The 17,950-nt window shown below is 46.5% G+C and carries 18 protein-coding genes; 11 read left to right on the forward strand and 7 right to left on the reverse strand.

Annotated features, from left to right (window positions below; all coding sequences use genetic code 11):
* Positions 1-8: 8 nt before the first annotated feature.
* Genes pabC through tmk form a run of 3 tightly spaced genes read left to right on the forward strand, consistent with a single transcriptional unit; the run spans position 9 to position 2,613 of the window.
* Positions 9-890 carry an aminodeoxychorismate lyase gene (gene pabC, locus Q1A08_RS09850; protein WP_299772340.1) on the forward strand — a complete coding sequence of 294 codons (882 nt, stop codon included), beginning with the start codon at positions 9-11 and terminating at the stop codon, positions 888-890.
* Positions 891-904: 14 nt separating this feature from the next.
* Positions 905-1,960, forward strand: a complete 1,056-nt coding sequence (gene mltG, locus Q1A08_RS09855; RefSeq protein WP_299772342.1) for an endolytic transglycosylase MltG — start codon at positions 905-907, stop codon at positions 1,958-1,960.
* A gap of 20 nt (positions 1,961-1,980) precedes the next feature.
* Positions 1,981-2,613, forward strand: a complete 633-nt coding sequence (gene tmk / locus Q1A08_RS09860) for a dTMP kinase (RefSeq protein WP_299772344.1) — start codon at positions 1,981-1,983, stop codon at positions 2,611-2,613.
* A gap of 23 nt (positions 2,614-2,636) precedes the next feature.
* Here tmk and Q1A08_RS09865 read toward each other — a convergent pair whose 3' ends face one another.
* The 3 genes from Q1A08_RS09865 to Q1A08_RS09875 all read right to left on the reverse strand — a co-directional run bounded on the left by Q1A08_RS09865 (position 2,637) and on the right by Q1A08_RS09875 (position 5,365).
* Positions 2,637-3,194 (reverse strand): hypothetical protein, encoded by a 558-nt coding sequence (locus Q1A08_RS09865; protein ID WP_299772346.1) that lies wholly within the window; start codon positions 3,192-3,194, stop codon positions 2,637-2,639.
* Positions 3,195-3,334: 140 nt separating this feature from the next.
* Positions 3,335-4,009, reverse strand: a complete 675-nt coding sequence (locus Q1A08_RS09870) for an RluA family pseudouridine synthase (protein ID WP_299772608.1) — start codon at positions 4,007-4,009, stop codon at positions 3,335-3,337.
* Positions 4,010-4,099: 90 nt separating this feature from the next.
* Positions 4,100-5,365 (reverse strand): autotransporter outer membrane beta-barrel domain-containing protein, encoded by a 1,266-nt coding sequence (locus Q1A08_RS09875; RefSeq protein WP_299772348.1) that lies wholly within the window; start codon positions 5,363-5,365, stop codon positions 4,100-4,102.
* Between the two features lie 233 nt (positions 5,366-5,598).
* Between Q1A08_RS09875 and Q1A08_RS09880 the strand changes: the two genes are divergently transcribed.
* From Q1A08_RS09880 to Q1A08_RS09890, 3 genes are all read left to right on the forward strand, one after another.
* Entirely contained in the window at positions 5,599-6,606 is a 1,008-nt protein-coding gene (locus tag Q1A08_RS09880; RefSeq protein ID WP_299772350.1) for a DNA polymerase III subunit delta', read from the forward strand.
* A 185-nt stretch (positions 6,607-6,791) separates the two neighbouring features.
* Positions 6,792-7,145: a PilZ domain-containing protein gene (locus tag Q1A08_RS09885; RefSeq protein ID WP_299772352.1), complete on the forward strand. Its 354-nt coding sequence runs from the start codon at positions 6,792-6,794 to the stop codon at positions 7,143-7,145.
* 138 nt (positions 7,146-7,283) lie between these two features.
* Complete coding sequence (locus Q1A08_RS09890; protein ID WP_299772354.1) at positions 7,284-8,057, forward strand: TatD family hydrolase; 774 nt, start codon at positions 7,284-7,286, stop codon at positions 8,055-8,057.
* An 85-nt stretch (positions 8,058-8,142) separates the two neighbouring features.
* On the opposite strand, the gene Q1A08_RS09895 is transcribed toward Q1A08_RS09890, so the two are convergent.
* A complete protein-coding gene (locus tag Q1A08_RS09895; protein ID WP_299772356.1) occupies positions 8,143-9,201 on the reverse strand; it encodes an MJ1255/VC2487 family glycosyltransferase in 1,059 nt (352 codons plus the stop codon).
* A gap of 12 nt (positions 9,202-9,213) precedes the next feature.
* Positions 9,214-9,750, reverse strand: a complete 537-nt coding sequence (locus Q1A08_RS09900) for a phosphatase PAP2 family protein (RefSeq protein ID WP_299772357.1) — start codon at positions 9,748-9,750, stop codon at positions 9,214-9,216.
* Positions 9,751-10,206: 456 nt separating this feature from the next.
* Here Q1A08_RS09900 and Q1A08_RS09905 point away from each other — a divergent pair, with 456 nt between their 5' ends.
* The 5 genes from Q1A08_RS09905 (at position 10,207) to yajC (ending at position 14,811) form a co-directional block, all read left to right on the forward strand.
* Positions 10,207-10,833: a dUTP diphosphatase gene (locus Q1A08_RS09905; RefSeq protein ID WP_299772359.1), complete on the forward strand. Its 627-nt coding sequence runs from the start codon at positions 10,207-10,209 to the stop codon at positions 10,831-10,833.
* Positions 10,834-11,192: 359 nt separating this feature from the next.
* Positions 11,193-12,176 carry a malate dehydrogenase gene (locus Q1A08_RS09910; protein WP_299772361.1) on the forward strand — a complete coding sequence of 328 codons (984 nt, stop codon included), beginning with the start codon at positions 11,193-11,195 and terminating at the stop codon, positions 12,174-12,176.
* Between the two features lie 188 nt (positions 12,177-12,364).
* Positions 12,365-12,835, forward strand: coding sequence for a thioredoxin-dependent thiol peroxidase (bcp, locus tag Q1A08_RS09915; protein ID WP_299772363.1), 471 nt, complete (start codon positions 12,365-12,367; stop codon positions 12,833-12,835).
* Positions 12,836-13,131: 296 nt separating this feature from the next.
* Positions 13,132-14,343 carry an AraC family transcriptional regulator gene (locus Q1A08_RS09920; protein ID WP_299772365.1) on the forward strand — a complete coding sequence of 404 codons (1,212 nt, stop codon included), beginning with the start codon at positions 13,132-13,134 and terminating at the stop codon, positions 14,341-14,343.
* Between the two features lie 132 nt (positions 14,344-14,475).
* Positions 14,476-14,811, forward strand: coding sequence for a preprotein translocase subunit YajC (gene yajC / locus Q1A08_RS09925; protein ID WP_299772367.1), 336 nt, complete (start codon positions 14,476-14,478; stop codon positions 14,809-14,811).
* A 770-nt stretch (positions 14,812-15,581) separates the two neighbouring features.
* Here yajC and Q1A08_RS09930 read toward each other — a convergent pair.
* Both Q1A08_RS09930 and Q1A08_RS09935 read right to left on the reverse strand, forming a co-directional pair.
* Positions 15,582-16,442, reverse strand: coding sequence for a hypothetical protein (locus Q1A08_RS09930; protein WP_299772369.1), 861 nt, complete (start codon positions 16,440-16,442; stop codon positions 15,582-15,584).
* Positions 16,443-16,558: 116 nt separating this feature from the next.
* The gene (locus tag Q1A08_RS09935) at positions 16,559-17,896 is read right to left on the reverse strand and encodes a glutamine synthetase family protein (protein ID WP_299772371.1); all 1,338 of its coding nucleotides are present in this window, start codon (positions 17,894-17,896) and stop codon (positions 16,559-16,561) included.
* Between the last annotated feature and the right edge of the window lie 54 nt (positions 17,897-17,950).

Consider the following 17,950-nt stretch of genomic DNA (forward strand, 5'->3'; position numbering starts at 1 on the left):
GCTGAGCTATGATGACTCAGGCCGCGCTAATATGCCGTGTTAATGGTCGCGATCAACAACAGATCAGTTTGTTTGATCGCGGCTTTCAATTTGGCGATTCTATTTTCGAAACCGCCCGCTTCTATATTGATCGATGCCCATTCTGGTCTTTACACCTTAAGCGCTTTTCACAAGCCTGCGAACGTTTAGCTTTTCATTTTGATGTCGCCAAGCTACAGGCAGAATATCAATACATATGTCAGTTATTGCAGGCACAAGGCCAGCGCGAAGCGATTGTTAAGTTTCAGTTGTCTCGCGGTGAAAGTCTGCGTGGTTATGCTCATCCAGATGGAGAGGCGAATCTTGTGGCCTTGGCCTTTTCGGCGGTCCCCTTTGATCAAGCTGTCGCTGCAAAAAAACTAGAGCTCAGCCTGATCAACTTAGCAAAGCAGCCATTATTGGCAGGGCTTAAACATGGTAACCGCTTAGAGCAGGTGCTGGCTCGCCAGAAACTTAGCTCGAGCTGTGATGACGCGATCTTATTAGATAGTGAGCAGCATGTGATTGAGGCCATTAGTAGCAACCTATTTTATAAACAAGATGGGCACTGGTTGACTCCCGATTTGAGTTTCAGTGGTGTTGCAGGCGTAGTGCGCGCCTATTTACTTGAGCGTGCAGCACTAAGGGTTTCCTCAACCCCGCTTACAGTCGAGCAATTGCTGCAATCTGAAGCCGTTTGCTTGGCAAATTCTGTACAGGGCATTCAAGCGGTAGAGTCCTTGATGATAGCCTCTGGGCCACTGCAAGGTCTGCATAAGTGGCAGGGGGAGGGTGAAAACGTCACGGCCAGTGAATCACTATCGCAGATTTATCGAGAAGGGTTTACACTGCCAGCGCGTAGCTCAGAATAATTGGAACAAGAAGTATGTTGGATGCATTAGGCCCCTGGCGGCGTTACCTGATTGGCTTTTTGGCAGCCGTGGCGCTTATGTCGGCGGCATTGTTGGGCGCCTATCTTTGGGCGAGTCAACAACTGCAGCGCAATTTGCAGTTGGCCGATGGAGAGTTGCTTTATACCGTCCCTGCCGGTGCCAGTCTGGCAAGCGTAAGCCGTGAGCTTGAAAAGCAGGGGATTATTCCATCTGCACGCTTGCTGCGTCTGTATGCTCGCCTTACTAAGCAAGGAGGGATTCGTCGCGGTGAGTTTCAGCTGGATGAAAGCCTGAACTCCATCACTTTATTGGCAAAACTTCGTAGCGATGATGTTGTTCAATACCACATTACCTTGCTTGAAGGTTGGCGCTACCAGCAAGCACTGGACTATATTCACAGCAAAGCGAATATTAAAGCCGAGCTGAAAGGCTTAACTTGGGACGAACAGAAGCAAAAATTAGGCATCGAGCTAGAGCATCCTGAAGGTTATTTCTTTCCCGATACTTACCGTTATCAAAATGGTGAAAGCGATGTGGCTATTTTAAAGCGAGCCCACAAAAAGCTTCAGAGTATTTTACAGCGCGAATGGCAAAATAGAGCCGAGGCATTACCTTATAAAACACCCGCTGAAGCCTTGGTAATGGCATCTATTATCGAAAAAGAAACCGCGCAAGACAGTGAGCGTGAAACGATTTCAGGGGTTTTTGTTCGACGCCTGCAAAAAAATATGCGTTTGCAGACCGATCCCACCGTTATCTATGGAATGGGAGATAGATACAAGGGTAATATTCGCCGCAAAGATTTGCGTGAAGCGACACCGTACAATACCTATGTGATTAAAGGTTTACCGCCCACTCCAATCGCCCTAGTGGCAGAACGCTCTATTTACGCGGCGATGCACCCGGATAACAGCAACTATCTATATTTTGTTGCAAAGGGTGATGGTAGCCACAAGTTCTCCGCAACTTTGGATGAGCACAATCGCGCCGTACGCGAATACCAAATTGAAAACAGAAAATCTAATTATCGCTCGGCCCCCAAAAGCTAAGCGTAACTAAGGATATCAATATGAGCAGCAAGAAGCCGGGCTTATTTATTACGGTTGAAGGCACAGAAGGCGTCGGTAAAACCAGCAACATGAATTTTATCCGCGAAAGCCTTGAGGCCCATGGGATAGAAGTAGTTTGTACTCGTGAACCAGGTGGCACGCCATTGGCTGAAGAGTTACGGGAGCTATTGCTGGCTAAACGCGAAGAGAAGGTTGATGAAACCGCCGAGCTGCTGATGATGTTTGCAGCTCGTTCGCAGCACTTACAAAGTCTTATTATACCAAGCTTAATGCGAGGCGCTTGGGTGTTGTGTGATCGCTTCACCGATGCCACCTATGCTTATCAAGGCGGTGGTCGCGGCTTATCAATGCAAAAGATCGAGCAGCTCGAATCACTGGTTCAAGGGCAGCTACAGCCAGATGCAACTTTTGTGCTTGATGTTGATGTTGAGCTGGGGTTAGAACGCGCCAGTAAACGTAGTGAAGCGGATCGCTTTGAATCCGAAAAGGTTGAGTTTTTCGAACGAGTGCGTGCTTGCTACCTGAGCCGAGCAGAGCAAGATCCTAAACGCTTTTTTGTCATCAATGCCGGGCAAGAGCTAGGGGCCGTGCAACAAGATATTGCCAAGCAGTTAAAGCTGTTATTGCCATAGGGCGATAACAGCTTTAACTCACGCTATTTAGCCAGCTCACTCAGTGGTAAGGCTTTGGCAAAGCTCTTGAGCGATTCATCGCTGGCGGAGCTAGGTGTCAAAGTAATAAAGCGACCTTCACCCAGTGGAATCATTAGGGTTTCGCCAGAAATAAGCGTGCCCTTATAGGCTCCTAGGCGAACTCTACTACCCGCCTGCATCATCCCCATTTGTGCAAATGCAGCGCCGGCAAAATTATTTCCACCACCGGTAATATTAAGCTCTATGCTTTCAGAGCCTTTGCTGTATCTAGCTTCAGTAACGGTCATGCCTAGAGCTTTATTGCTGCTTAGGCTTTCACGTTTCCAGCCGTCAATATTGGCCGCTAATAGTTCTTTTTGGGCTTTTTGTTGCATTTGTTCTAGGCCTTCCACGCACCAGCGAGCTTCTTCCAGTGCGGCTTTTACATCACCGTCTTTCAGAAGATTATAAGCGGCTTTACAAGACTCTTCGGTATCTTCAGACAATGCCATTGGGCTAGCCAGGTTGAGGCTTAAAAAAAGTGGGGCGCAAAGCAGTATCGAGGTTTTATTCTTAAGCATTACAAATCCTTATTGTTGGGCTCAATCAAGTAAAAATGGCTTAGTTGGGAAAAACTCGGGCAATTGTTGAGTGCTATTTTATGCCCTTAAGCCATAATCGCGATTACACCCCCTTACCAAATTCCTCGCCATGAAATGAATCAAAAATTGGCAGGACAATTTATGCTTAATGATGTTTTTGTGACGGGGTGCAGCAGCTGCAAATGTTCCGCATGGAGACACAGCCTTGGTGATTTTTGTTTTATCTCAGTAGGGGCGTAGAATTCATCTCCTAAGATGGGGTGACCAATAGCTTGCATATGGACTCTTAATTGATGAGAGCGGCCAGTAAGGGGTTTTAATTCTAGACGGCTGCAGTCAGTGTCTTGGTCATATGACAGCACTTTAACTTGGGTTTGTGCGCTCTTGCCATTCTCATGGTCGACAATTTGCAGCGGACGGTTTGGCCAATCACAAATCAGCGGGAGATCTATAAGTTGCTCATCGTGTTCCAGTTTGCCATCTACCAGCGCACAATAGCTTTTATGCATGCTGCGCTTTTCAAACTGTAGGCCCAGTGAAACCTGAGCCTCATGACTTAACGGGATAAGAATAAGACCAGATGTTGCCATATCCAGTCGGTGGACAATCCGAGCATTAGGGTAATGGGGTAGCAGGCGATTGATTAAGCAGTCCTGCTTATCAGGGCCTCGCCCAGGCACAGACAGCAAGCCGGATGGCTTGTTAACGGCCAACATATGTTCGTCTTGGTAGACAATCTCGATATCTAGCATGCGGCTTTCTGTGTTTAATTGACGATTAGCCTTGTTGTAAATATTGTTTTATCGACAGGGCAAGAGGGGCGGCATAGTAAGGAGTTCGGGAGGGGAAGGCAAGCCAGCGGGCGCTGGCTGCCCGAGACTAAACTATAGTTCTTTGCGAATACCTAAAACCCACTGTGAGCGATCAAAGCTACTATTGCTTTCTTGCCATTGATACTCAAAGTATGGAATCCAGCCATTAGGTAGAATAGCCACCAAACCTAGTGCCGCATTGATATAGCTGTCGTCAGGTGACTCACCGGCAAATTGGTATACGGTATTGCTGTTATCCTGCACAAAACGAGCGCTTATTGATTGCGGATCGCGGTCAAACTCTTTTTCAAACTCCACTCGCAGTTGTGGAATTAGCACGCCAAAATCTTGATTAAACACCCCGCTAATATTTATGCCGACATTGGCAATTCGGGAGTCTCTCTCCATCTTGGAAAAGCTCATGTTTAATCCCGTATTGCTTAGGTCGCGCTCGCTAAAACCGTCAACTTCGGAGCTGGCCCAAAGCAGAGAGGCATAAGGCGTAAATGACCACTGTTCGGCATTAATATTGTAGCCGCTGTTTAAGCTAAACCACTGACTTTCTCCATCGGCACTGCCAGCGGTTCGAGAGTTTATCGCTGTTAATGTGCGTGTGGATTCTTGAAAGATGGAGTTACGACTGAAATCATTATCGCTGCGACTGAATCCGGCACCAGCTTGCAGATACCAGTTGCTGTTTAAATCAGCCGTAGCGAAAAAGCTCAAAGCCGACTGCTTGCTGTCCTTGCGGCCTGCGGAGGCAACTGGGGCAAAGTTCACACCAGGTAGTTCACCTAAGAAGTCCAGCTCGGTATCTTCATAGGCGTACATAGCACCAATCACCAAGCTATCATTAACTCGATAATCTAGGCCTAACTCAAAGGCGGTGCCATCTGAATCGTAACCACGCTCAGTGCCAAAGCTCGCCTGACGCTTAGAGTCTTCTTGCATCTGACGAACATTGATTAAGAGGCTGAACGGACCAATTGGCGTTTCACTACCACTGCTGCCGCCTTTGGGGTTTTGTTTACGCTCCTGCTGCAAACGTGCGTTGGCACGTGCAAAGCTGAGGGCGGCGTCATTGCTACTGAGCATTTGGCTAGGATTTAGTGAAGCCTCACTGTCCGTCGAAAGATCTCCCGGTTGGGCGGGCCCAACAAAACATAGTCCGGTGAGCTGGCCATGATCTTGGCTGTCACTGTTCTGCTGCTCACAGACATTAAAAAAGTAATCTTGAAAGTTGGCTGGGCCTGCTTGGCTACTGCTCGCCAAAGCAAATGTTAAGCATGCCCCTAAACTTGCAACACAGTGGGCTGGCTTGGTGAATTTGCTAATCATTATCGAACTCCATGGCGTAGGGTAAATAGAGCCATATTAGCTTTGGCTGACATTGGGTAAATCCCTAGAACTGACCAGCTAATAGCCACAATCTAGTGTATGAGCTGCAATTCTTGGTTATTGCAGTACTCAATAATGGTTAGTTTTAATGTGCAGCCTCGCAAAAGATGTCGGGATAAATGCGATCTGGCATAATTAAAGATCTGATCAATTAAAAGAAAGACGAGGTTTGAGTGTCCGCAACGCTTCCTTATCCTTGGCAACAGGCAACTTGGAGCTCTTTATTCTCTCGGTTTCGCCAGGGACAGCTTCCGCATGGCCTGCTATTTAACGGTACCGCGGGTGTTGGCAAACGGCATATGGCAAATTGCCTAGCAGAGTTTGTCCTATGCTCCTCGCCGCAAAATGATGCCGCCTGCGGTAGCTGTAAGTCATGTGAGCTTATCAAAGCCGGAACTCACCCAGATCTGCAAAGCGTCTCCCCAGAAGAGCAGGGCAAGGCCATTAAGATCGATCAAGTCAGAAAGCTGAATGATTTCCTTGGGCAAACCTCCCAGCAAGGTGGTTATAAAGTGGCCATATTAGCGCCGGCCGAAGCAATGAATATCAATGCAGCCAATGCCTTACTTAAAAACCTCGAAGAACCCAGTGCCCGAACCTTAATTATATTGATTAGCGATGCCCCTAATCGTCTCATGGCGACTATTCGAAGCCGTTGTCAGGCCGTGGCATTCGCGGTCCCAGCTTTAGAAGAGGCCAGTCGCTGGCTAAGCCCATTATGTGGTGACCATAAGCCCGAGGCCTTATTAAATATGTGCTCCGGTGCGCCTTTAGCGGCACGGGATCTGTTGGACGATGGACGATTAGAAGCCCGTCTAAGTTTTGCTGATGACCTCAATCAAATTGCCGCCGGTCAAATGTTCTCATTACAGGCAGCGGCACGTTGGATGGATGCAGAGCCCCTAATGTTAATTGAGGCCTTACTGACTTGGCTGCAATCGGCCAGCCGGCAGGAGGTTCAAGGCGACATCGGCCAGCTTATGGAGTCCGAGCTTCAACTGTTACAGCTATTGCAGACAGTTGGGGTAAAACTGCGTTTTCGTTTATACGATAAATTACTGCAATCTAAGGCCCAGATTCTTAGCGGAGCCAACCCCAATCAGCAGCTGTTGTTGGAAGAAATTGCGATGGATTGGCAGGCTATGATGGCTTCTCGTAAACCTATGAGGCCCGCTATTTAGGTCTTATTTCGGTCTTATTTAGGGGCTAATTTGAGGACGCTTAATGGCCTTGGCCATAGAAGACTGCTATATTAGTGAATGATTTCGAATATTGTGCTCTGAACCTCGTTTCGCTTGCAAACTAAACGATTCTTAAAGCAGCAGCGATACAAAGAGCATTAAAAGGACATAAAAAGGACATTGTTATGGCGGGTATGGGTGGCAACGCTCGTAACGGTATTTTATCCCTTACGATTAAAGACAAAGCAGTGCTCTATGCGGCTTATATGCCTTTTATTGAACATGGTGGCCTTTTTATCCCGACCAGTAAGCAATATCAGTTAGGTGATGAAGTGTTTATGCTTTTGAACTTGATGGATGAGCCAGAAAAAATTCCTGTGGCCGGTAAGGTTGTGTGGATTACGCCGAAAGGCGCCCAGAGTAATCGTGCTGCTGGTATTGGTGTGCAGTTTAGTGATCATGATAATGTCGCGCTAAACAAAATCGAGACCTATTTGGCTGGCTCTGTAGACTCTGATCGTCCAACGCATACCATGTGATTTGAAACCCGTATTTTACGGCCTAATCGGTTTGCCGGTTGGGCCGTTGTTCGTTTTAAGGGCTAGAAAATACTAAACCTAGTAAAACCCTAGGCCTAATAAAATAGTAGCCCCAATAAGTAAAAAGAGATTTCTGCCGTGTTAATTGATTCCCATTGCCACCTTGATCGTTTGAAATACAAAGAGGGTGAAACCTTAGATAGCGCTGTTAACTTCGCTTTGGAGCGCGGTGTTGAAAAAATGCTGTGTGTGGGGATCAGTACAGAGAACCGAGAAGCGGTAACGGCGATTGCTGAAAAATACGAGCAGGTCTATGCCTCGGTTGGAGTTCACCCTTTAGATGTTGAAACAGGTTTAGCCAGCATTGATGATCTTATTGCCTGGTCGAAGCACGAGAGAGTAGTTGCTCTTGGTGAAACTGGCTTGGATTATTACTACAGTGCTGATCAAAAGAGCTTGCAGCAGGAAAGTTTCGTGATGCATTTACAGGCGGCGGCCCAATGTGGCTTGCCAGTAATTGTTCATACAAGAGATGCTCGCCAAGATACCTTGGATCTTATTAAACAACATGGTGATTTAGAGAAAGCGGGTGTCTTGCACTGCTTTACCGAAAACTGGGACATGGCCTCGAAAGCTCTGGATATGAACTATTACATCTCCATCTCGGGGATTGTGACTTTTCGTAATGCCGATGAGCTGAGGGATGTGTGTAAGAAAATTCCGCTTGAACGCTTATTAATTGAAACCGACTCGCCTTATCTTGCGCCGGTGCCTTATCGCGGCAAACCTAATCAGCCTGCCTATGTACGCGAGGTGGCCGAGTTTATTGCTGAATTAAAGGGCGTGAGCTACGAAGAGCTAGTACAAGCCACCGCCGATAATTTTCACCGCTTGTTTTATAAATCGGCTTAAAGCTCGTCTTACTTATTCAACCCAAAAAAGAGAGCCTAATTTGGCTCTCTTTTTTTGTATTACTTAATATATCAAAATTGTTTTATTAGCTTGTAACAAAGTTTCGATTTCCTACCGCAGACGTTTTTTGCCAGAGCTTTTCGCTTAATGCTTGGTAATTATCCCAGCGACCTTTTTGTAGCCACTCGACAATATGCTTAGCAACATCAGGATAGTGAACCTTTTGGTCTTTTTCCCATTGTAACCAGGCATCGACTGTTGGCCTTTGCAGTTGATCCATGGCGATACCCAGATCGAGTTCATACAGGGCCTTGGCATTAGATTCTTGCTCTGTTTGTCCTTGTAGTGGTTTAACCAATAACTTCTTACCTAGAGTGATTGCCTCGCTAGCAAGTTCAAAGCCCGCATTGCAAATAACGCCTTCACAATGGTGTAAATCCTGATGAAAACCTTCGCGGGAAGCGGCTTTGAAATTCAAGTGTTCCAATTCGCAGGGCTCATCGAATGGGCCGTAAATCGCAAATTGGAAATCCTTAAATGGTGCCAATAACTCTACGACATCAGCCTGAGCTTCAAAGCCTAGGTAGACTAAAATGAGAGGTTTCTGACCAGCAGGCACTTGCTTAGCCTTATGTAGCTCGACAATCGGAGGTAAAATATTTTGATCGAAATGGTGCCAGTGTAAACCTAGCCCTATGCTAACGGGTGCAAAGTTCTGCATGATTTTTCGCGATAAAAAATCATTCCCCGCTTTAGGGACGGCATGATCAAATGCATATTGATGGCCAATGCCAATACAGGGCTTGCCGGCAAGTTTTGCCGCCCAGGCTGATACGGGCTCGAAATCACTGACCACGACATCATAATCTTTTAGCCGTTTGCGCATGGCTAAAACATCTTTAAAGAACTGCAGCCAGTGATTTCGCTTGAGGGTTTCTAAGTTACTGATTTTGCCATTTTTAAAAGCAAATGACAGACCCGATAAACACTCCCAGTCGCCAAACTTTTCCATATCAAAAAAGTCTTCGCGCTTGCGACCGGTAAATACATATTGGGTGTTTTCGAGGGGAAGGTGTTTGGCCATAGCATGGGCGCGAGAAATGTGACCATTACCAGTGGCCTGCACCCCGTAAAGAATTTTCATGCAGTGTTAAACCTATAAATAACTCAAAATCAGAAAAGCAATGCCGTGCCCCAAGGTGGCGCCGGCAACAATATCGGTAGGGAAGTGCACGCCCAGCATGACTCTAGAGCTGCCCACCATAACTGCCCAGATGTACAACAGGGGAGTGAGTGCTGGATAGAAGCTTGAAAGCATGGCCGCCATTAAAAAAGCCGCCGAAGTATGTCCAGAGGGGAAGCTGAATTGATCAGAGGGCTGTACTTCACTTTTAAAATTGGGCAGCGCTGCCGGTGGGCGATTGCGTTTAAAATAGTTTTTCAAGATGTAATACAAGCCGCGTTCTACTACAAAACCGGCGGCGAGTAAGACGAAAAATTGATTGCTGCCTTGCAGTAGCAGTAGCAAACCAAACAGCGCATACAAGGGGCCGTCGGCGCTTTTAGAAACCCAGTAGCTGCCTTGAATAAACAACTGGCGATGCTTTCTACGTAAGCACCAATAAAAGGCGGCCACATCAAATTGATGGATATTGGCGAGAATTTGTTGTCCGGCACTGATTGGTGAGGCCATATTCTTCTTCTCCTAGTTTTTGCTGAGTCTAGGGAGCCAATATTTCAGTTGGGTGTTGCTTAGATTACAGTTGTATGAAAGTTGAACAGCTGGGTGTGGGGTTGGTGACTTATTGTAGTACGCCATTTAAGCGTAAAGCCTAACTGCCTGCGAATCCGACCGCATGTTATGGCTAGGGAGCATTCTGTGGGGCACGCAAAAGGCAGCATCCATGCTAGCTCACCTCCTCCTCCAAGTCGGAGATGGCCCCACAGAATGCTCCCTACCCATAACACGCTGCTAGTGGTGCCAAAATAAATTAGGTAATTAGGCGTCATGTTATATCGCCCCTCGGTGAGGGGGCTACATAACTTCGTCACAGCATTCCATTTTTGTAGGCTTGCAGTTCGCTTATGTCTGCTTCATCGCTATGGTAAACTTCAGCACCTTAACAAAGCCAATCAGCAAGGGCAGGGCATGAGCCAGAAATTACAGCAACAAATACGCATAATGTTAGATCTCCAAGACAATATGAACAGCAAAGTTCATCAAGACTGGAGAGCGCAAAACTTTGAATGGTATCGCGCCATTTGGATCGAGTGTGGCGAGTTGTTGGATCATTACGGTTGGAAGTGGTGGAAAAAGCAGAGCCCTGATATCGAGCAGGTACGCCTAGAGCTTATTGATATTTGGCATTTTGGTTTAAGCATGTTGCTAATGAGCCAGAGCGATAAAGATGCATTGGCTGCTGATCTAACGGAGCAAATGCAAAGCAGTGCCGCGCCAGAGAATTTCCCGATTGCTTTGGAGAGCTTCACCGCCATTGTATTGGCTGAGAAGCGCTTTCCTATCGATGGCTTTATGAGTTTATTAGCGGGTGTAGAGCTTGATACCGAGGGTCTATATACCAGCTATGTTGGCAAGAATGTTTTAAACTTTTTCAGACAAGATAACGGCTACAAAGATGGCAGCTATCGCAAACTATGGGCTGGCCGTGAAGATAACGAACACCTTGTCGAACTGGTACAAGAGCTTGATAGCAGCTCGGCGAGTTTTGCTGATGAGCTATACCAAGCGTTGCAGAGTCGTTACCAGCAAGGCTAAAGTTCTCTAATGAGTATTGCTCTCCTACGCCTACTCTAGTTTGGGGGATAGGGGCGCGACTAAAGTCCAATTGGCCCGGCGCTTAGGCCGGGTACACTTCAGGTATTTACCGGACAGACTGCTTGGCTTGTCGCTTTTTTGATCATTAAAATTGATCTGGCTTACTTGCAGAAGCATCAATGCACCAAGAATCGTTCTTATTGATGCAATTTCGCCGTTAAATCACTATAATTGCCGCGCTTTATCTGGGCCTAATCGCTCGGTACGGCAAAGAATTCTGGCCTGGCGCTGACGCTGTACCTATTGAAGGTGGCGCAGGGCGGGGCTTAAGCACCTACCAAACTGCACGGAGATATACTGTGAAAGCACCTGTACGCGTTGCTGTAACCGGAGCCGCCGGTCAAATTAGCTACTCTCTTTTGTTCCGTATCGCTGCTGGCGAAATGTTGGGCAAAGACCAGCCTGTAATCCTACAAATGCTGGAAATTACCCCTGCCTTGAATGCACTGAAAGGTGTAGCGATGGAACTGGACGATTGTGCCTTCCCTCTGTTGGCCGGTATGGTTTGCACCGACGATCCAAATGTTGCCTTTAAAGACGCTGACTACGCCTTATTAGTAGGTGCCCGTCCTCGTGGTCCAGGTATGGAGCGTAAAGATCTACTAGAAGCTAACGCTGCGATCTTCTCTGTACAGGGTAAAGCGATCAACGATCACGCTTCTCGTGACATTAAAGTATTGGTTGTTGGTAACCCAGCAAACACCAACGCTTTGATTGCTCAGCGTAATGCTCCAGACATCGATCCTCGTCAGTTTACTGCGATGATGCGTTTGGACCACAACCGCGCTATGAGCCAGTTGGCTGCTAAGACTGACAAGAGCATCAATGACGTTAAAAATGTCATCATCTGGGGTAACCACTCAGCGACTCAGTACCCAGACATTCACAACACAACTGTTGACGGCACCGACGCTATGTCTTTGATCGACCAAGCTTGGTACGAGAATGACTTCATTCCAACCGTTCAGCAACGTGGTGCAGCTATCATTGAAGCTCGTGGCGCTTCTTCTGCAGCTTCTGCTGCAAACGCGGCTATCTTCCACATGCGTGACTGGGCTCTAGGTACTCCTGAGGGTGACTACGTGACCATGGGTGTATACTCTGATGGCTCTTACGGAATCGAAGAAGGTTTGATCTACGGTTACCCATGCACTTGTAAAGATGGCGACTGGACTATCGTTCAAGGTATTGAGCTGAACGAGTTCTCCAAAACCAAAATGCAAGCGACTGAAACCGAATTGCGTGAAGAGCGTGACGCGGTAAAAGATTTGCTACCTGCCTAAGTTCGCAGCTAGTAAATGTTAAAAAACGCGGCAATGCCGCGTTTTTTTATGTCTAAGAATTGCCCTAGGTTTAGCTTCCAGTATTGGAAATAAACTTTTATTCAATAAACACTTGAGTTTCTTTGATCAATAATGACAATGTTGATCAGGCAAGTGCATGATTATAGCCCAAAGGAGAGGAGCCTCGTATGGCACACCCAAAGATCGGAAACATGGCCCCAGCGTTTACCCTGACTAATCAGAAGGGTGAAAAGGTAAGTTTGAAAGACTTTCGCGACAAGGCCAATGTACTGCTGTATTTCTACCCTAAAGCCCTAACACCTGGCTGTACCACCCAGGCTTGTGCCTTGCGTGATATTCCAGCTGAGTTAAAAGCGCGCGATTGTGTTGTATTGGGAGTTAGCCCAGACCCTGAAGCCAAGCTGCAGCGTTTTATCGATAAGCATGAGCTAAACTTCGACTTATTGTCCGATGAGGACCACGCTATAGCGGATAAATACGGCGTTTGGGGCTTAAAGAAGTTCATGGGCAAAGAGTTTATGGGCTTAATCCGCACCAGCTTTATCATCGGCAAAGATGGCCGCCTAAAGGTTATTCTCGATAAATTTAAAACCAAGACTCATCATGAAGATGTACTAGCCGCATTAGATGAGCTGTAATCAAGTTTACGTTTGTCGCGTGAATCTATACTTGGCTATTAGTATGAGCTTTTATTAGAATAGTCAGTATTGTGTTGTATTTGCTTTAGAATGAGTTTTACGCTGACACAGTAGTCAAAAGTTTGACTTTCAGTAGGATGGCTATCGCATAAGCCCTTAAAAACTTTGGGTTTTTTTAGCAAAATTGGATTTTTGGCATATAAAACAACTGCTTGGCGTCGGGGAGGGTAGTTATCCAAGCGCCAACAGATCATAGTCGAGTATCAGTTTTCTAGTATTCGACTATGCTGTAAAGCATGCGAAATATTCAAGAGAACACAGTAACGGCCTTGCAAAAAGAAACCGGCTTTTTGACGGGTGTTTCACCGATGGGGGTGTCGGTGGCGCGAGGCGCTCATAGATTCGCAATTAGATTCCATTGCCGGCGTGCCGGTGTCGAAGTAATTGATAAGCGGGACCCAATGGCAGATTTTCAAAGCAATAAAAACACGCAGTCTTTGGCCGTACAGCCGACCTTTTCAACGGGTGGGTTTAATGAGTCCCCGCAAGAACAAACTGAGCGATTATTGAACAAAATTGAAAGCTACGATTTTCAATCGTTTACTGACCGACTACGCTTTTTGCATCACCAATTTACTGATCCAGCCCTAAATCAAGATGACTTATGGAAAAGTTATTTATTAGCGGGCTGTAAAATGTTCAGCATGGAACAAGCTGGATTCTATAAAGTACTCAATCCATCACGTCCTCGTTCGCTGGCCCAAAGCGATGGCATGCCTGCAATGTGCGAAACCGTTGAAAATACCGAAAAATGGTTAGAAATTGTAGCGTCGGAGTTACAAAATAGTGAAATCAGTGCTGGAAATTTAATCACGGAACAGGTTACGATGGACACCGGTTCAGGTGCCCAAAATGGCCAAGCGAAAAGGTATTTCGCTGCTTCGGTTAAAGTTGGAGAGAAGGATTTCGGAGTTTTATTGTTTCTCTCGCCCTCGACTTGTGAAGTAGAGCACAGTGAACTGGACCGCGAGACATTAAAACTCATGGCAGAAGGAGTGGCCCGTATGATCGAGCTTCGCAATGTGCAACCCGCTGGAGGATCCCTTGACCTCGAGCACTTTGCTACGGATGGCGTCAGTGGTTTAAGGGAATACATGGAGCGAGCAGCTTTGCCTCAGCTTTATGGTATCCCCAATCGCGTCGTTGAAATTTTAGTAGAGCGAATTGGTACCCAACCGTTGGGTATTGACCATATCGCTGAAACATTGAATCTATCAAAGCGTACTTTACAACGGCGATTACAGCAGCAGGATCTCTGTTTTGCTGATATTCGCGATCAAGTGCGTTTTCATTTTGCGATTGAGTACTTGATTCGCGGTCAAGATAGTATTGACAGCATCTCATCGTCTTTGGATTTTTCCGATCGCACTAGCTTTACTAACGCGTTTAAACGCTGGACGGGCCTGTCCCCTAGCACCTTCAGAAAGCTATTCCGCGATTACGCTTAGTTCAGTAACACGGTAAGGCGCAATTTGCTGTGCCGGTTTTATCTTCAGTGCCCGCAATACTGGCGGGCATATTGCCCCTTTCTCTTAAACAGGTTAGAGTTCGCCTCCGAACGAATCGTTGGAGAACGCTAAATGAGCTTTTTTATACCTTCCGCCATGGCACAGTCTGAAGCTGCCGCTGCACCAGGTGGCGACCCTATCGTGACCATGCTGATGTTTGGCGGTCTGTTTATTTTCATGTACTTGTTCATTATTCGTCCACAGCGCAAGCGCCAGAAAGAGCATCAGCAGCTTACTGAATCAGTTAATAAAGGTGATGAAGTGGTGATGAATTCCGGTCTGTTAGGTAAGGTTGTGCAGGTTGATGAAAACTACTTGGTATTGGACTGCGGTAAAGGTCAGGAGCTTAAGTTCCAAAAAGTGGCCCTGCATGCTGTGTTGCCAAAAGGAACCATCAAGCAGATTTAAGCTTGAGTTTCTAAAGCCATAAAAAAGCCCCGCACCACGGGGCTTTTTTATGCCCGCCCAACAGGGGTCAGATCCCACGGGATCTGACCCCTTCTCGAAGCCGAGATGCTAAAGCTACCCAGAAGTAAGCTGAAGCCACAAAAACTAAAGCTTCAAGCCAACAATCTAAATATAGCTCCACAATTTTTTGCGCAAGAGAAACGCCAACACCCATTGTGGTATGGCCTCGCTTAAAAATCGAGGGATCATCAACACCGTGCCAAAACCCGGGGTCAGATCCCATGGGATCTGACCCCATTTCGAAGTCGAGTTGCTAAAGCTACCAAGAGCTAAGCTGAAGCCCCAAAAACTAAAGCTTCAAGCCAACAATCTAAATATAGCTCCACAATTTTTTGAGCAAGAGAAACGCCAACACTCATTGTGGGATGGCCTCGCTTAAAAAACGAGGGATCATCAACACCGTGCCAAAACCCGGGGTCAGATCCCATGGGATCTGACCCCTTCTCGAAGCCGAATTGCTAAAGCTACCCAGAAGTAATGTGAAGCCAAAAAATTAAAGTTTCGAGCCAGCAAGCGATGTGTAGCTTCACAAGATATTGCGTAGTAGAAGTGCCAACCCTCATTGTGGGATGGTCTCGCTTAAAAATTGAGGAAGCATCAACGTCGCACCGTAACCCGGGGTCAGATCCCATGGGATCTGACCCCTCCTTCTCGAAGCCGAGATGCTAAAGCTGCCCAGAAGTAACGTGAAGCCAAAAAGCCCATCAACTCTAAGCCGCAGCCTGCTCCTGAGTCTCCTCATGCCAGTCCAGTATATTCAAATCAATAAATATAAACGCGACCAGCCATAAAAAGGCATCCCAAAAATCTAGGAAGGAGCCGTCAATCCACCAGTATACGGCCGCACCTAAAAGAACAAGGTAGAGGGCAAGCTTGATGTATTTACTGCTCTTTAAAAAGCCTTCACTCAGTTTTTGATACAGCTGCAAAACAACTTCGAGCTGCAAAAGTGCGACCAAAACAATCCAGGCACCAGCATTAAGTACATCAACAAAGGCTAAGTTATGTAGCAAGGTAATGCTCTGATTATCACCAATAATCTGCGTGTTGTTAAGCTGTTGTAGGGGGCCTTCAAGGCTATTGCAGTTATCAGCAGTAATTGCTGGGTACTCGTTCAAAGAGTGGATTAAAGACCAACCTTGGCCGCTTAGCGCGCATGCATTTTGCTGTGCCGCTGGAATCAAATCAGTAACGGAAAGATACTTACTGAAATAGCCATAAAAGGCATAGCAGATAAAACCATAACACACAGCTTTTACGCTGCTGAGTAAATACCCCTGCCAGCTTTTTAAGCGTTCATCGCTAAGAATGGCGGTTTCTAATTCAAAGATCAGCAATAAAACAACCCATGATGCGGTATCAATACTCGCAGAGTAGACTTCAATCAGATTGTTTAAGTTAACACCTTGAGGGTAGGCCTCTGGAATGGCTCCGGTGTCTTCGAGAATAAACAAATAGAGGTTGTAAGTAAGTAGGGCATAAATAGTGTATTTAAACCACTGGAATGCACTAAGCCCGGCTAGAAGCGGTTTGTGTTTAATTAAGTAAATGTAATTTAATCGCTCAGTCATGGTTCATTCGCTGTTATTGTTAATGGCTGCCGCGATCGTGATCGCGGCAGATTTCCATGGACTTCTATTTTTCTATGGGAGCTACCTTATAAAGGCTTTAGTTTAAAGTTATCGCTTTAAACATTTAATAATAGGTATTCACGCTCCCAAGAGCTGATGACTTTGTTAAAATTTTCATACTCCACTTCTTTAACGGCACTATAGGCGGCGATAAAGTTAGGGCCCATCACCTCAGCAATCTCAGGGCTGTCACGTAATAAGCGAATGGCTTCTTCCAAGCTACGTGCGACATCAATACCCTCTTCATAGGCGTCATCGTCAAAAGGCTCACCTGGGTCGATTTTGTTTTGCATGCCCAAGTAACCACAAGCCAAACTGGCCGCAATAGAAAGATAAGGGTTGGCATCCATTCCAGGGAAGCGGTTTTCAACACGAGTATTTTTCGGAGAACTATCGGGCACACGAATACCGGTAGTACGGTTATCAATACCCCAAAGCATATTCACGGGTGCGGCCACATCACGGGTAAATCGACGGTAAGAGTTTACATTGGGCGCGTACATTGAAATGCATGACGGCGTATACTTTCTTAAGCCGCCAATATAGTGATGGAATCGCTCATTGGGCTTATCGTTATCATCAATAAAAATATTACGCCCAGTTTTTTTGTCGATAAAGCTCTGGTGAATGTGCATGGCGCTGCCGGGTTCATCTTCCATCGGCTTCGCCATAAAGGTGGCATACATACCGTGTTTAATGGCAACTTCACGTACAGCGCGTTTAAACATAAACACCTGATCAGCAAGATCTAGCGGATCACCGTGCTCGAAGTTGATTTCAAACTGCGCGGCGCCTGATTCGTGAATTAGGGTGTCGACATCTAAATTGAGCACTTCACAGTAATCGTACATATCGTCAATGATATGTTCGAACTCATTCAGTGCATCAATAGAATAGGGCTGGCGGGCAAATCCTTCGTGGCCGGTGCGTCCAGTCGCGGGCTCAATTTTATCGCCTGGGTCATTATTTTGTTTTACAAAATAAAACTCGGCTTCTGGGGCTATAACGGGCTGCCAGCCTTTGTCTTCATAGAGCTTGATAATACGCTTAAGTACATTTCGTGGCGCTAGCGGGTGAGGCTCGCCATCTTTGGTAAAACAGTCATGAATGATTTGGGCGCTAGGCGTGTTGGACCATGGTACTAAGCGAGCGGTATCAAGATCGGGCTTGAGGAACATATCCCCGTCAATACCGCTACCCAGTAAATCATCGTGTTCTTCGGTAAAGCTACCATCGATACACTGGACCATAATACTCTCTGGCAGGCGGGATTCCTCCTGGAAGAACTTCTTCACTGGAATCAGTTTGCCCCGGGCATTACCGGTCATATCTGGGATTAAACACTCGACATCCTCAACCTTATGTTGAGTAAACCATTCATTTAGCTCTGGCATAAATCACCGTTATTGGAATTTTTAGCAATATAGCGTGTAGCCGCCTATATTTCG

The organism is uncultured Pseudoteredinibacter sp., from assembly GCF_947500695.1.
Lineage (GTDB): Bacteria > Pseudomonadota > Gammaproteobacteria > Pseudomonadales > Cellvibrionaceae > Pseudoteredinibacter.

Bases quoted from the DNA above. Each gene is read 5' to 3' on its own strand.
- pabC (WP_299772340.1), top strand. From the start codon at position 9: ATGATGACTCAGGCCGCGCTAATATGCCGTGTTAATGGTCGCGATCAA.
- Q1A08_RS09930 (WP_299772369.1), bottom strand. From the start codon at position 16,442: ATGACTGAGCGATTAAATTACATTTACTTAATTAAACACAAACCGCTT.
- tmk (WP_299772344.1), top strand. From the start codon at position 1,981: ATGAGCAGCAAGAAGCCGGGCTTATTTATTACGGTTGAAGGCACAGAA.
- Q1A08_RS09900 (WP_299772357.1), bottom strand. From the start codon at position 9,750: ATGGCCTCACCAATCAGTGCCGGACAACAAATTCTCGCCAATATCCAT.
- Q1A08_RS09905 (WP_299772359.1), top strand. From the start codon at position 10,207: ATGAGCCAGAAATTACAGCAACAAATACGCATAATGTTAGATCTCCAA.
- Q1A08_RS09895 (WP_299772356.1), bottom strand. From the start codon at position 9,201: ATGAAAATTCTTTACGGGGTGCAGGCCACTGGTAATGGTCACATTTCT.
- Q1A08_RS09885 (WP_299772352.1), top strand. From the start codon at position 6,792: ATGGCGGGTATGGGTGGCAACGCTCGTAACGGTATTTTATCCCTTACG.
- mltG (WP_299772342.1), top strand. From the start codon at position 905: ATGTTGGATGCATTAGGCCCCTGGCGGCGTTACCTGATTGGCTTTTTG.
- Q1A08_RS09875 (WP_299772348.1), bottom strand. From the start codon at position 5,365: ATGATTAGCAAATTCACCAAGCCAGCCCACTGTGTTGCAAGTTTAGGG.
- bcp (WP_299772363.1), top strand. From the start codon at position 12,365: ATGGCACACCCAAAGATCGGAAACATGGCCCCAGCGTTTACCCTGACT.
- Q1A08_RS09935 (WP_299772371.1), bottom strand. From the start codon at position 17,896: ATGCCAGAGCTAAATGAATGGTTTACTCAACATAAGGTTGAGGATGTC.
- Q1A08_RS09865 (WP_299772346.1), bottom strand. From the start codon at position 3,194: ATGCTTAAGAATAAAACCTCGATACTGCTTTGCGCCCCACTTTTTTTA.
- yajC (WP_299772367.1), top strand. From the start codon at position 14,476: ATGAGCTTTTTTATACCTTCCGCCATGGCACAGTCTGAAGCTGCCGCT.
- Q1A08_RS09920 (WP_299772365.1), top strand. From the start codon at position 13,132: ATGCGAAATATTCAAGAGAACACAGTAACGGCCTTGCAAAAAGAAACC.